Below are 14,160 nucleotides of genomic sequence, written 5' to 3'. Positions count from 1 at the left end.
GTGGCCCCGATTGTCTCAGGTCTCGATGCTGCCTCCTGACGGTCAGCATCGGAGTATCCGGGCGCGTCCTTGGAGTCTGCCCCTCATGTCTCATGTCAGTGACCCCGCGGATCTTGCCGCGACTGAATTCCCCAGTCTTGCCGATGTCGTCGGCAATACGCCGTTGGTACGCCTGACGCGTATCACCGCCGGTCGCAACAACGTCTTGCTGGCCAAGCTGGAAGGCCACAATCCCGCGGGTTCCGTGAAGGATCGTCCGGCGCTTTCGATGTTCAATGAAGCCGAGGCCCGTGGCGAGATCCAGCCCGGTGACACCCTGGTGGAAGCCACCTCCGGCAACACCGGCATCGCGCTGGCGATGGTCGCGGCCATCAAGGGCTACCGCATGGTGCTGGTGATGCCCTCCACTGCCTCCAGCGAGCGCAAGCAGGCCATGGGCGCGTATGGCGCGACGCTGATCGAGGCAGACAACATGGAGCACGCGCGGGACATCGCCGATGGGATGATCGCGCGTGGCGAGGGCAAGGCCCTTGATCAGTTCGCCAATCAGGACAATCCCCTGGCGCACTACCGCACCACCGGACCGGAACTCTGGCAACAGACTCAGGGACGCATCACGCATTTCGTCTCCTCCATGGGCACGACCGGCACCATCATGGGCACCTCGCGCTATCTCAAGGAGCAGAATCCCGCCATCGAGATCGTGGGACTGCAACCGGCGGACGGCGCCAGCATCGCCGGCATCCGTCGTTGGCCCGAGGCCTATCTGCCGCGCATCTTCGATGCCTCGCGCATCGACCGCACTCTGGATATCGCTCAGCGGGACGCTGAAGTCTGCATGCGCCGTCTGGCGCGTGAGGAAGGCATTCTGGCGGGCGTGTCCTCCGGCGGCGCCCTGGCAGGGGCGCTCACGGTGGCGGAGCAGGTCGAGAACGCGGTGATCGTATTCATCGTCTGTGACCGTGGCGACCGCTATCTGTCGACCGGCCTCTACACCCACGGAGATGACCTCTGATGGCACTGCTCGGACAGAAACGCCCAGCGCGCAAGCCGACGCGTCGTGAGAAGGAAGTGGCCAGTCGCGAGACGCGCAACGTCAGTGATGCCGACAGCCAATGGCTGACGGTGGAACGTCTGGCGCATGATGGGCGAGGCGTCGCGCATGACGAGAACGGCAAGACCCAGTTCATCGACCAGGCCTTGCCCGGTGAGCGGGTCACGCTGGCCATCCACCGTACCCACAAGCGCTTCAACGAGGCGCATGTGCGCTCGCGGGACAATGCTGCCGAGAGTCGCGTGACGCCGCCGTGTGCACACTTCGGCACCTGTGGTGGTTGTGATCTCCAGCACATGGCATTGCCGGCCCAGCGCACCCACAAGGTGCAGGTGCTCAGTGAGCATGCACAGCGCAATGGCGTGGCGCTGGCGGATGATATCCAGCCACTGGGCGAGGACGAGCATCGTTATCGTCGGCGTGCACGCCTCGGGGTGCGCGTCACGGACAGCGGCGAGATCCAGCTGGGCTTCCGCGGCCGTGGCAGCAATCAGCTGGTGGATATCCAGAGCTGCAGCGTGCTGGTGCCGGCGCTGGATCGACTGATCACGCCGCTGCGCGAGCTGATCAATACGCTGGAAGCGCCCAAGCGCCTGGGGCATCTGGAGCTGACGGCCGCGGATGACCAGGTCATCCTGGTGATTCGACAGCTCAAGGCCGTGCCGCGTGATGCCGAGCGCTGGCAGGCCTTTGCCGAGCAGCATGGGCTGGTGGTCGGCTGGCGAGTCGGGCGTGATCCGGTGGTACTGGAATGGCTGGCCGGCACGCCGGACGCCGCCTACTCCATGCGCGTCGGCGAGCGGACACTGCGTCTCGCCTTCTCGCCGGGTGACTTCGTGCAGGTCAATGCCGCGCTCAATCAGCGCCTGGTGGATACGGCGCTGGACTGGCTGGGCGACGTCAGTGGCCTTGCGGTCATGGACCTCTACGCCGGAGTCGGCAATCTCACGCTGGCCGTGGCGGCAGCGGGGGCCGCGAAGGTAACCGGCATCGAAGGCAGCCAGGGCATGGTGGATCAGCTGATCGCCAATGCCGAGCACAACGCGCTGCCCCAGGTGAGCGCTCGACGCGCCGACCTCAGTCGTGCGCTGCCATCACTCGAGGGTATCGACCTTCTGGTACTGGACCCGCCGCGCGATGGCGCTCAGCCTCTATGCGATGAGCTGGCACGTCACCTGCATGCCGGGAAGGTCTCCCATGCACCCGCACGGGTGCTGTACATCGCCTGTGACCCGACCACGTTGATGCGTGACGTGAAGATGCTCACCGACGCCGGCTATCGTGTCACGCGTGCGCTGATGGCGGACATGTTCGTTCACACGGCACATCTGGAATCGATGCTGCTGCTGGAGCGGATGGAAGACTGAGACGGCGCCCCCGGGCGCTGTCATCAAGATGGCAAGATATTCAAGGACATAGGGTCATGGTCAAGGTGCGCGAAGATCAGCCGCTGACCGATAGCGGTGGTGTGGACATCCCGGTGTGGGTCGCGCGACTGCGCGAGGAAGTCCCGTCGGTGAATGCCGAGGTCATGGTGCGAGCCTGTGAAGTCGCATTGAAGGTGGCGCGTGAGGCGGATGCGCGTGGCGACAAGCCCTGGCGTGAGCCGCTGGTCAGTTTCCGCTTCAGTCTCGAGATGGCGGATATCCTCTCGGAGCTGAAGCTTGACCAGCCTGCGCTGGTGACGGCAGTGCTCTATCGCGCGGTGCGTGAGGGGCACCTGGGGCTTGAGGCCATCGACAAGCACTTCGGTGCCGAGGTGGCACGCCTGATCGAGGGCGTGCTCAACATGGCCGCCATCAGTCAGTTGCAGGCGCCCAGTCATGGCATGGCGCAGCACGATCAACAGGACAACCTGCGCAAGATGCTGGTGTCGATGATCGATGACGTGCGCATCGCGCTGATCAAGATCGCCGAGCGCACCGTCGCCCTGCGTCACGTCAAGGATGCGCCGCGTGAGAAGCGCATGCGGGTCGCCAATGAGGTCTTCGACATCTATGGCCCGCTGGCTCACCGTCTTGGCATCGGTCAGCTCAAGTGGGAGCTGGAGGATCTGTCCTTCCGCTACCGCGAGGAGACCGAGTACAAGAACATCGCCAAGCAGCTGGCCGAGAAGCGTCTGGAGCGCGAGCATTACATCGCCGATCTGCTGGTCGAGATGCGCAGTCTGATGCGCGATCAGGGCATCAAGCACTTCGATGTCGCCGGCCGCGCCAAGCACATCTACTCCATCTGGCGGAAGATGAAGATCAAGCGCATCGCCTTCTCGCAGGTGTATGACGTGCGTGCGGTGCGGATTCTCGTCGGCACCGTCAGTGACTGCTATACGGCATTGGGCATCGTCCACTCGCGCTGGCACCACGTGCCTCACGAGTTCGATGACTACATCGCCAATCCGAAGAAGAATGGCTATCAGTCGCTGCACACCGCAGTGGTCGGGCCCAGCAACAAGGTCATCGAGATCCAGATCCGCACCTTCGACATGCACGAGGAGGCGGAGCTGGGCGTGTGTGCCCACTGGCGTTACAAGGGCCACGACGTCGGCCACAAGAGTCGCAGCTACGAGGACAAGATCGCCTGGTTGCGTCAGGTGCTCGAATGGCAGGACGAGGTCGGCGAGAGCGGGGGACAGGAGTCCATCCGTCAGGGCCTGAGTTCCGACGTGGCGCCTGATCGCATCTATGTCTTCACGCCGGAAGGGCACGTCATCGACCTGCCCAAGATCGCCACGCCCATCGACTTCGCCTATCGCGTGCACACCGAGGTGGGGCATCGCTGTCGTGGTGCCAAGGTTGACGGCCGTATCGTGCCGCTGACCTACAAGCTCAAGACCGGCCAGCAGGTCGAGATCCTGACGGCCACCAAGGGCGGGCCGAGTCGTGACTGGCTCAACCCCAATCTGGGCTATGTGCGTACCTCGCGCGCTCGCGCCAAGATCCAGACCTGGTTCAAGCTCCAGGCGCGGGATCAGAACGTCGATGAGGGCAAGGCGCTGCTCGAGAAGGAATTCTCGCGTCTGGCGCTGGAGAACCTTGACCGCGACAAGCTGGCCAACGCCGTCAACTATCCGACGCGTGATGACATGTACGCCGCCATCGGCGCGGGGGACCTGCGGGTCGGCCAGGTGCTGCATCAGGCGCAGCAGCTGTTCGGCGACACCGATGATCAGGAGCAGCTCGAGCGCCTGCTGCGTCAGCGCAAGCCGCAGGGCAAGGAGAAGCCGGACGCCGTCATGGTGCTGGGGGTCGGCAACCTGAAGACCACCATGGCCAACTGCTGCCATCCGGTGCCGGGGGATCAGATCGCTGGCTTCATCACCCAGGGGCGTGGCGTGACGGTGCATCGTCAGGACTGCCCGAACCTGATCCAGCTGCGCTCGGACGAGCCGCGGCGCATCGTCGATGTCGACTGGGGCCAGCGGTCACGCAGCCAGTATCCGGTGGATATCGAGATCCAGGCCTGGGACCGCTCGGGGCTCCTGCGCGATGTCACCAATGTGCTCAGTGGCGACAAGGTCAATGTGCTGTCGGTCAATACGCGCACCGACCAGCTCGACAACATCGCCACGCTCAGGATCACGCTGGAGGTCGAGAACCTCGATGTGCTGGGACGCGTGTTCGCACGTATCCAGCAGCTGCCCAACATCATCGACGTCAAGCGCCTGCGGGTCGGTGGCAACAAGTCATGAGTGCCGCAACTCCCCCCGGACGCCATGGCCTTGAGGACCTGCTGACCCTGATGGCCGTGCTGCGTGACCCGCAGTACGGCTGTCCGTGGGATCTGAAGCAGGACTACGCGAGCCTGGTGCCGCACACCCTGGAGGAGGCCTATGAAGTCGCCGACGTGATCGAGCGGGCCGCGGCAGATGCCGAGGTGCTCGACGAGCTGCCGGCGGAGCTGGGCGACCTGCTCTTTCAGGGCGTGTTCTACGCCCAGATCGCCAGCGAGCAGCAGCGTTTCGACTTCCATGACGTCATCCATGTGCTCACCGAGAAGATGCTGCGCCGCCATCCGCATGTCTTCCCGGATGGCACTCTGGCTTCGCGCCGTGAGGGCATCGCCACGCATGAGGTGGACGCAGGGTCGCTGAATGCCCAGTGGGAGACCCTCAAGCAGCAGGAGTCCGGCGAGCCATCTGCCAGCCAGGCCGCTGACGTCAGCGTGCTGGATGGCGTGCCGCTGGGCCTGCCGGCGCTGACGCGGGCGGCCAAGCTCTCGAAGAAGGCCTCACGTTCGGGCTTTGACTGGCCGGACACTGCCGGTGTGCTGGACAAGATCCGCGAGGAACTCGGCGAGGTCGAGGAAGCGCTGGCCGAGGGCGATGAGGCCCATGCGCGTGAGGAGGTGGGGGATCTGCTGTTCGCGGTGGTCAATCTGGCGCGGACGCTCAAGGCGGACCCGGAACAGCAGCTGCGGGCGACCAATGCCCGTTTCGCGTCCCGGTTCCGTCATGTGGAAGCCGCGATTGCGGCAGAGGGGCGTTCGCTGAAGGAGGCCAGTCTCGCCGAGATGGATGCGCACTGGGATGAGGCCAAGCGCCGGGAGCGGGCGGCCAGACAGTCCGAGAGCCTCGAGGATGGCTCGTCGAACGCGCGTGCGGTGACTCCGCTTGTCAGGTGATGTGATGCCGTCGTCGGGCGGCAGAAAGAAAATGTAGTAAGTTTACGCGATAGTCGGATTGTGGAGCCAAGGCCCGCGGTCGTATGCTGATGGTAAGCGATCAGGGCAAGTGCCTTGTCCTGCTTTCCGGTCTGCTGCGCCGCGGGCCTTTCGTTTGGGGCATGCGTCAGATCTCTGTGCCAGTCTCCGTGTCAGGTGGCGCAGGGCTTGCGACGGGCCGCGAGCCCGTCATGGATCTGTCAACTGAATGCCCCTGATGACAGGGGATGATTCCCGCGGCGGCACCGTCACTCCCAAGGAGGGTTGCATGAGTCACGACCTGCATGAATCGTTGCGCGACAATGTGCGCATTCTCGGGGACAACCTCGGCCAGACCATCGCGGCCGATCTCGGCGATGACTTCGTCGAGCGTATCGAACGCATTCGCGCCCTGGCCAAGAAAGGCCAGCAAGGCGACCTCGCGGCCCGTCGCGAGTTGATCGATTACCTGCGCGACCTTCCCGACAGCGATCTGCTGCCGGTCACCCGCGCCTTCAATCAGTTTCTGAATCTTTCCAACATCGCCGAGCAGCACTACCGCGGCCGCTTCAAGCGTGTCGAGGATTATCGTCCCGGCAGTCAGCCGGATCTGGGCGAGCTGATCACGCGTATCCGTGAGCGTGGCTTCAGTGCCCAGAAGATCGTCGAGGAGCTGTCGGCGATGCGCGTCGAGCTGGTGCTGACGGCCCACCCGACGGAAGTCATCCGCCGTACCCTGATCCAGAAGTACGATGCCATCGAAGGCTGCCTGACCCAGATGGAAGGTGCCTGTGATCGCCCGGAACAGGCGACGCTCGCGCGTGCACGCCTCTCTGAGCTGATCAGCCAGGCCTGGCATACCGACGAGATCCGTCACGAGCGCCCGACCCCGGTGGACGAGGCCAAGTGGGGCTTTGCCACCATCGAGAATTCGCTGTGGCAGGCGGTGCCTGACTTCCATCGTCAGCTGGACGAGATGACGCTGGAGGCGGCCGGCGAGCGTCTGCCGCTGGACGCCGCGCCGCTGCGCTTCGCCTCCTGGATGGGGGGCGACCGCGATGGCAACCCGAATGTCACCGCGCGGGTCACCCGCACCGTGCTGCTGCTGGGTCGCTGGATGGCGGCGGATCTCTACCTGCGGGATCTCGAGCAGCTCAAGTCCGAGCTCTCCATGTGGAAGTGCTCCGCAGCGCTGCGTGCCGAGGCCGGCGATGTGGCGGAACCTTACCGCGAGATCCTGCGGCGTCTGATCCTGCGCATGGAAAGCACCCGTGACTGGGCCAAGGCTGGCCTGGACGGCAAGCGTCACGAGGGGCTCGACATCATCGAGACGCGTGAGCAGCTCTATGCACCGCTGCTGGCCTGCTACCGCTCGCTGTGTGACGTGGGACTGGACACCATCGCCAATGGCGCCTTGCTCGACACGCTGCGCCGCGTGGCCTGTTTCGGCGTGACTCTCACCAAGCTCGACATCCGTCAGGAAAGTACGCGCCACGCCCAGGTGCTCGACGAGCTGACCCAGTCGCTGGGCATGGGCAGCTACTTCGAGTGGGATGAGCAGAAGCGCTGTGAATTCCTCGCCAGGGAGCTGGGCGGTCAGCGTCCCTTGATCCCGCGTCATTGGGAGTGCTCCACCGATACCCGCGAAGTGCTGGATACCTTCAAGGTCATCGCGCGTGAACACCGTGAGGCGCTGGGAACCTACATCATCTCGATGGCGGGCCAGGCCTCCGATGTACTGGCGGTGGCGCTGCTGATGAAGGAGGTGGGCGGTGACGTGCGCCTGCCCATCGCGCCGCTGTTCGAGACCCTGGACGACCTGGATCGCTCCGGCCCGGTCATCGACACGCTGCTGGGCATGCCGATCTATCGCAAGCACGCCGGCAATCGTCAGGAAGTGATGATCGGCTATTCCGACTCCGCCAAGGATGCCGGCCAGCTGGCGGCGGCCTGGGCACAGTATCGTGCCCAGGAGACGCTGGTGGATGTCACCAAGCGGCACGGCGTCGAACTGACGCTCTTCCATGGTCGTGGCGGCACGGTGGGTCGCGGGGGCGGTCCGGCACATGCGGCGATCCTCTCGCAGCCGCCGGGCTCGGTGACCGGTTCCCTGCGCGTGACCGAGCAGGGTGAGATGATCCGCTTCAAATTCGGCCTGCCGGACATCGCCAGCCGCTCGATGGAGATCTATGTCTGTGCGGTGCTCGAGGCCAGCCTGCTGCCGCCGCCCGCCCCGCGTCAGGAATGGCGCGACGAGATGAATCGTCTCGCGGACGTCGCGCACAAGGCCTATGTGGGGGTGGTGCGCGAGGACCCGAACTTCGTGCCTTACTTCCGCTCGGTCACGCCGGAGACGGCACTGGCGCGCCTGCCGCTGGGGTCACGCCCGGCCAAGCGTCGTCAGGACGGAGGCGTCGAGACGCTGCGGGCGATCCCGTGGATCTTCGCCTGGACCCAGATTCGTCTGATGCTGCCGGCGTGGCTTGGCAGTGGCGAAGCCTTCGCCAATCGGCTCGAGGAAGAGGGTGGGCTGGAAATCCTGCGCGAGATGATGAACGACTGGCCGTTCTTCTCCACCTATGTCGACATGCTGGAGATGCTGCTGTCCAAGGCGGATCTCTCGACGGCGGCCTACTACGAGCAACGTCTGGTGGATGAGCCGGCGCTCAAGGAGCTGGGGCAGTCGCTGCGTGATCGTCTCGAGCGTCTGGAGAAGGTGGTGCTGGAGATCCGCGATCAACAGACGCTGCTGGAGCACATGCCGCTGATCCGTCAGGCCATCGATGTTCGCAACCCCTACATCGACCCGTTGCATGGCCTGCAGGCCGAGCTTCTGCAGCGCAACCGGGATGCCGATGGCGCCATCTCCGCCGAGCTGTCGCGCGCCCTGATGGTGACCATGGCCGGTATCTCGGCCGGTCTGCGCAACACCGGCTGAGGCGGCGGCTGACGAAATCGCGTCGGCCAGTCTTGAGTCACTGCATGAAAAAGCCCCGACAGGCATGCCTGTCGGGGCTTTTCGTTGTCATGAAGCTAACGGCGAGGCTTGGTTACAGCAGGCCGCTGGCGCGCTCTCCTACCCATGGCATCAGGAAGCGTTCCCGCTGCCAGTCCTCATCCTGATTGAGCGCGACCAGGTGCAGCAGCTTGGTGAAGGCGGCCTCCAGTGTCATGTCATCACCGGACAGTACCCCGATGGTGGCAAGGCCCGCGCCTGCCGCATAGTGGCCGATGCTGACCGGGCCATGCGGACACTGGCTGATGCCGGCCAGCAGCTTGCCTTCGCCGCGCGCATCGGCCAGCACGCCCAGAAGCTCGGCGTCCGCCGGCAGATTGCCGCTGCCCCACAATTCCAGCACCGCGCCCTTCACTTCGCCGCGCAGCAACTGCACTCGAACGCTCTCGGCGCTGATGCCGGGGTAGAGCGGCAGGCGGATGATGGCATCCTGGCCGAGGCAGGCGTAATCCGGCAATTCGAAGGCCGGCCCCTGGTCATCCATCAGGCGGCCTGGATAGACCACCACACGGTCATCGACCCACTCGCCCAGCAGGGGGGCATTGGGAGTGGTGAAGCCGCGGTGATCCTGGGTATACCACTTGCGGGTGCACACGCCGCGCAGCAGCTGACCGCCGAAGGCGACCACCACCTCATTGAGGGTCGGTTGGGCGGCGGCGGTGAGGGCCAGTTCGACATTGGCAAGAGCATCGCTGCCGTCGGCCTCCAGTGGCAGCTGGGCACCACTGACGATCACCGGGCGGGCGGTGCCCTTGAGCTGGAAGGCGAGGCTTGACGCCGTCCAGGCGAGGGTGTCGGTGCCCTGCAGCACCACGAAGCCATCGAAACTGTCATAGGCATCGGCGATCTCGCCCGCGATCTGCTGCCAGTCAGCGGGCGTCGCCGAGGAGGAGTCGATCAGTTGCGGGAATTCGCGCAGGGTGAAGGCGGGCAGACGGCCACGACGGCTGGGCGGCAGATCCTCCAGCGCTGCTCGCAGACGCGCATCGAAGTCTCCGGCCGGCACCAGGCCCTGCTCGCTTTCGACCATGCCCAGCGTACCGCCGGTATATAGCACCAGGATGTGTGTCTCGGGAGTCATCGTATCCACCTGCCAGAAATGGGAAAGCCGGCATTGTAACGCATGCCGGCTGGCGGGTGAGACGTGCTGCCAAGGGGATGACCAGGTCAGCAGCGAGTGCGGTGGTGGCGGAAGGGCTAGCTGATGTTGCCACCGCCGATGCGCACATCCTGCTGATGGGTCATGGCGCTGATGCAGAGGACGCGCACGCCTTCCAGCAGGCTCTCCAGGCTCATGGTCGGCAGTCGGCCATCGAGGCTCTGCTCGGGGAGCGCCGGAATATGCACGAAGCCGGAGCGGATCGGACTGTGTGCCAGATGGCGTTGCACGCCGTAGAACAGGTGGTTGCAGACGAAGGTGCCGGCGGTATAGGAGACGCTGGCCGGCAGACCCGCTGCCTGAAGATCATTGACCATCGCCTTGATGGGCAGGGTGGTGAAGCAGGCATCCGGGCCACCGGTCTCGATGGGTTCATCCACCGGCTGGTGTCCGCCATTGTCCTTGATGCGGTAGTCATCCAGATTGATGGCGACGCGCTCCGGCGTGATGGCGCTGCGACCACTCGCCTGGCCCAGCATGATCACGGTATCGGGGGCGTGACGCTCGATGGCCTCCACCACGCTCTCGATCGCGGCGTAGCGAGTCACCGGCACGCGGCAGGTGCGTATCTCGACACTGTCCGATGAGCCATTCGGCAGGGCCAGGGTCTGACCCTCCAGCTGCTCGATGATCTTGAGTGCCGGATTGACGCTGTCGTGGCCGAAGGGCTCGAAACCACAGAGAAGCAGACGGGACATGGGAGACTCCTTGACTGGCATCGATCACCGCAGGCCACTGCTGGCGGTGATCGATGCGCGGGTAAGCATGAGAACGAATCAGAAGGCCAGCAGCAGCATCAGGCTGATGTTGGCCATCAGCATCACCAGCGCCGGAATGATCTGGGCGCGGATGATGTGATAGCGATCATCCAGCTCCAGCAGCGCCGCCGGCACGATGTTGAAATTGGCGGCCATGGGCGTCATCAGCGTGCCGCAATAGCCCGACAGCATCCCCAGCACGCCGACGATGGCGGGATTGCCACCATGCAGGGCGATGACCAGCGGATAGCCGATCCCGGAGGTGATGACGGCGAAGGCGGCGAAGCCGTTGCCCATCAGCATGGTGAACACGGCCATGCCGACACAGTAGGCGATCACGCAGGCGATGAGACTGGTATCGGGAACCACGCTTGAGACCAGCCCCGCGATGGTCTGGCCGACACCGGCCTGATCGAACAGCAGACCGAGCGCGGCCAGGAACTGCGGCAGGATGGCGGCCCAGCCGATGGCATCCGCCAGGCGACGACCTTCCTGCATGCCGGTGCCGGGGCGCTCACGCAGCAGCAGCAGGGCAACGGCAAACGCCAGCACGGTCGCAAGCCCCAGTCCGACCAGTGCGCTCTGCCCGGTGGTGAGGGTGTAGAGGAAGGTGCCGATGGGAATCACCAGTGCCGGAATGAACAGCCGAGACCCCAGGCGTTGGCGGCGCTGCTGGCGGGCTTCATCGCTGAGCTGTCCGTAATTGCCGAAGCCGAGCTGACCGGTGGCGGCCAGCAGCGCCATGGCGAGCATGGCGAGGCCGACCACGACATTGGGCAGCCACTGGCCGAAGGCCAGGCTGATCCCGAAGATCATCCAGAAGGCGCTGGTGCCAAGGCGACGCGGGTGGTCGCGGTCGGTCAGGGTCAGGAGGGCAAACACCATGACGGCGAAGCCGGTGATCAGGTAAAGGGCATCGATACCGCTCATGAGTGGCTCTCCGTCACGGGAGTGGTGTAGCTGTCAGGGGCTGACGCGGGGGTTGCCTGCGAAGGGGAGGCGGGATACTCCTCGCGCAGCAGTCGATGCTCCTGCTGAATGCGCTTGTCCAGCCGGCGACACAGGATGAAGACCACGACCAGCGAGACGAGTGCGGTAGGAATGGCATAGAGCGCCATGTCCGCGAGACTGACGCTGGTGCCGCTCTTGTCCAGCACGCTCTTGATCAGCAGCAGGCCGCCCGAGGCGACAAAGATCAGCTGACTGAAGAAGTTGCCGAAGTTCTCGCTGACGGCATTGAGTACCCGGATGCGCTGGCTCAGGGTCTTGAAGCGGGGGGAGGCCACGGCTTCCTCGGAGAGGTCGCGCTCGGCGGCACCGACCGACATCGGCGCGACCAGCGGACGGATCATCGCCGGGTGCCCACCCAGCTGCAGCCCGAAGGCGTTGGTCACCTTGCGCAGCAGCAGGTAGCTCAGGGTGATGCGGCCGGCACTGGCGGCACGCAGCTTCTGCACGAGATGCTCGGCCTGGTCACGCAGGCCATTGCGCTCCAGCAGGCCAATGACCGGCAGGGTGATGATGAAGAGTGATACGGCGCGGTTGTCGGTAAAGGCCTGGCCGAGGGCGCCGAGGATCTCGGTGGGCGTCATGCCGGCCACGAGTCCCGAGGCAAAGCCTGCCACCAGGACCACCAGCAGAGCGTTCAAGCGCAGTGCCAGACCGACCACGATGATGGCGACGCCGATCAATGACAGCATGTGATATCTCCCGAGCCTGAGGAAGACTGTCTGTTGCGGGGGCAGGGCATGGGCTTTCACCTCTGAGTGTGAGCTTGTTGTTGTGAAGTACGTGCCGCGAAGTAGGTACCGTGAAGTACGTTGTTTTACTACGCGAGCTCAGAGGGTAGGGTCAGGCAGGAATAATCCAAATGAGACATTCGGAATATATAAATTAATCGTAATTGTTGAATCGATAGAATCTATCACTTGGAGGTGCATGACAGGTCTGGTCGATATCAGGCAGACATCAGCACGTTAGCGTGTGAATGCCGGAGCGGGACGCTCGCGTCAACAGGCCTCGCCGGGCGCACGCTCGAACATCACGTCAGCGCGTGCAACCGCTTGGGCAAAAGGGCGGGGCAGGGAAGAGATGAAGAATGCGCAGCATAGGACTCAGCCGTCGATGACCTCGGGGCTGCCATCATCGCGCAGACAGATGCGCTGACGTCTCCCGACCTTGAGACCCAGCGCTGCGGCGGCGATGAGAATCAGCGCGAACAGCGAGGCGATCACGTCAAGGTCATTGGTGAATTCAAGCAGTATGCCCACCGCCAGCGGGCCGAGCGCCGCCAGCATGTAGCCGGTGCCTTGCGCCATTCCCGACAGCGCCCCGGCCAGGCGAGCGTCGTTGCTGCGCAGTACCAGCAAGGTCAGCGCCATCGAGAAGCTGCCTCCTTGACCAAAGCCCAGCAGTACGGCGAACAGCCAGCGCAGTGACAGCGGGCCGACCATCAGGCCGAGCAAGCCGACCGCCGAACAGGCAAGCAGCAGCAGGATGGCGGGACGCTGATCCCGTCCCATGCGCCCGATCACCGGCGCCAGCAGGGCAGTGAGTACCTGGGCCATCACCGAGGCGGCCATCAGCCAGCCGGCCTCGACATCGCTCAAGCCACGTTGTTGCAACAGAAACGGAAGCCAGCCGAAGACGATATAGGCCAGTGATGACTGACAGCCCATGAAGAAGGTGATCTGTCGTGCCAATGGCAGGTGCCACATACGTGGCGTGTCATGTTGACCGGCCGGCAGGCGCCGAGGCCAGGGGTGCGGCATGCTCAGACGCCAGACCGGTAGGGCGATCACCACCAGCAATGCCCAGCAGCTCAAAGAGGCCTGCCAGCTGTCCAGCCAGTTGGCCAGCGGCACACTGAGCCCTGCGGCAAGGGCGGCGCCAAGGCATAGCGCCATGGTGTAGACACCGGTGAACAGGTCAGCGCGCTCGGGATGTTCGCGCTTGACGATGGCGGGCAACAGGGTGCCCGCGATACCGATACTGCCGCCGCACAGCAAGGTCCCCAGATAGAGAAGGAGGGTCAGGTCGCTGGCACGCAGCCACAAGGCGATCCCCAGGGTGACAAGCGCCAGGCTCAAGGTACGCTCCGCCCCCAGTCGCCCCGCCAGGCGTGGTGCCAGTGGCGCGAACAGTCCCAGGCATATCACCGGCAGAGTCGTCAGCAGGCCGGCGGCCAGTGTGCTCAGGCCAAGGTCCTGCGTGATGCGATCCAGCAGGGGAGCCAGCGAGGACAGCGCCGGTCGTAGATTGAGGGCGACCAGTATCAGGATGAGCAGAAACAGCGGAACGGACATTCGGCGCATGAGGCAGGCCTATCCTGAAGTGAAGGAGAGTCATGAATACGCGGGCGGACAGGGGCAGTGAACCTCCTGAACGCTTGGACAGTTCTGCGAGAATACCGTCATCCTCCGGCACTGTCTTGCGGGTTCCGACCAATATGCAATACCCATGATGCAAGGCACGCCGTGCAATGAACGACCTGCCATTCACGATCTGGCATCCACGACGCAAGACGCCCAGCAGG

General features: G+C 64.4%; 10 protein-coding genes. 5 read left to right on the top strand and 5 right to left on the bottom strand.

Features of this window, described 5'->3' with window-relative positions; all coding sequences use genetic code 11:
• The first annotated feature begins 85 nt into the window (after positions 1–85).
• From cysM to ppc, 5 genes are all read left to right on the top strand, one after another.
• Entirely contained in the window at positions 86–1,015 is a 930-nt protein-coding gene (cysM, locus tag QD228_RS00835) for a cysteine synthase CysM (protein WP_077372185.1), read from the top strand.
• Complete coding sequence (locus QD228_RS00830) at positions 1,015–2,421, top strand: TRAM domain-containing protein (RefSeq protein WP_279874127.1); 1,407 nt, start codon at positions 1,015–1,017, stop codon at positions 2,419–2,421. Before cysM ends, QD228_RS00830 begins: the two co-directional genes overlap by 1 nt.
• 56 nt (positions 2,422–2,477) lie before the next feature.
• Positions 2,478–4,742, top strand: coding sequence for a GTP diphosphokinase (gene relA / locus QD228_RS00825; protein WP_279874125.1), 2,265 nt, complete (start codon positions 2,478–2,480; stop codon positions 4,740–4,742).
• A complete protein-coding gene (gene mazG / locus QD228_RS00820) occupies positions 4,739–5,674 on the top strand; it encodes a nucleoside triphosphate pyrophosphohydrolase (RefSeq protein WP_279874124.1) in 936 nt (311 codons plus the stop codon). Before relA ends, mazG begins: the two co-directional genes overlap by 4 nt.
• 307 nt (positions 5,675–5,981) lie before the next feature.
• Positions 5,982–8,630: a phosphoenolpyruvate carboxylase gene (ppc, locus tag QD228_RS00815; RefSeq protein ID WP_077372197.1), complete on the top strand. Its 2,649-nt coding sequence runs from the start codon at positions 5,982–5,984 to the stop codon at positions 8,628–8,630.
• A gap of 112 nt (positions 8,631–8,742) precedes the next feature.
• Here the strand turns inward: ppc and QD228_RS00810 are convergent, their stop codons facing one another.
• The 5 genes from QD228_RS00810 to QD228_RS00790 all read right to left on the bottom strand — a co-directional run bounded on the left by QD228_RS00810 (position 8,743) and on the right by QD228_RS00790 (position 13,939).
• Entirely contained in the window at positions 8,743–9,789 is a 1,047-nt protein-coding gene (locus QD228_RS00810; RefSeq protein ID WP_279874123.1) for an asparaginase, read from the bottom strand.
• A 116-nt stretch (positions 9,790–9,905) separates the two neighbouring features.
• On the bottom strand, positions 9,906–10,565 hold the full coding sequence (pcp, locus tag QD228_RS00805) for a pyroglutamyl-peptidase I (protein WP_279874122.1): 660 nt from the start codon (positions 10,563–10,565) through the stop codon (positions 9,906–9,908).
• 78 nt (positions 10,566–10,643) lie between these two features.
• The gene (locus QD228_RS00800) at positions 10,644–11,555 is read right to left on the bottom strand and encodes a DUF979 domain-containing protein (RefSeq protein WP_077372207.1); all 912 of its coding nucleotides are present in this window, start codon (positions 11,553–11,555) and stop codon (positions 10,644–10,646) included.
• Positions 11,552–12,325, bottom strand: a complete 774-nt coding sequence (locus QD228_RS00795) for a DUF969 domain-containing protein (RefSeq protein WP_279874120.1) — start codon at positions 12,323–12,325, stop codon at positions 11,552–11,554. The genes QD228_RS00800 and QD228_RS00795 overlap by 4 nt, the downstream gene beginning before the upstream one ends.
• Before the next feature lie 414 nt (positions 12,326–12,739).
• Positions 12,740–13,939, bottom strand: a complete 1,200-nt coding sequence (locus tag QD228_RS00790) for an MFS transporter (protein ID WP_279874118.1) — start codon at positions 13,937–13,939, stop codon at positions 12,740–12,742.
• Positions 13,940–14,160 lie beyond the last annotated feature (221 nt).

The sequence above is a fragment of the Cobetia sp. 3AK genome (assembly GCF_029846335.1).
Lineage (GTDB): Bacteria > Pseudomonadota > Gammaproteobacteria > Pseudomonadales > Halomonadaceae > Cobetia > Cobetia marina.
Note: the sequence above shows the minus strand (reverse complement) of the source record. Positions and strands in the feature narration are given on the sequence as shown.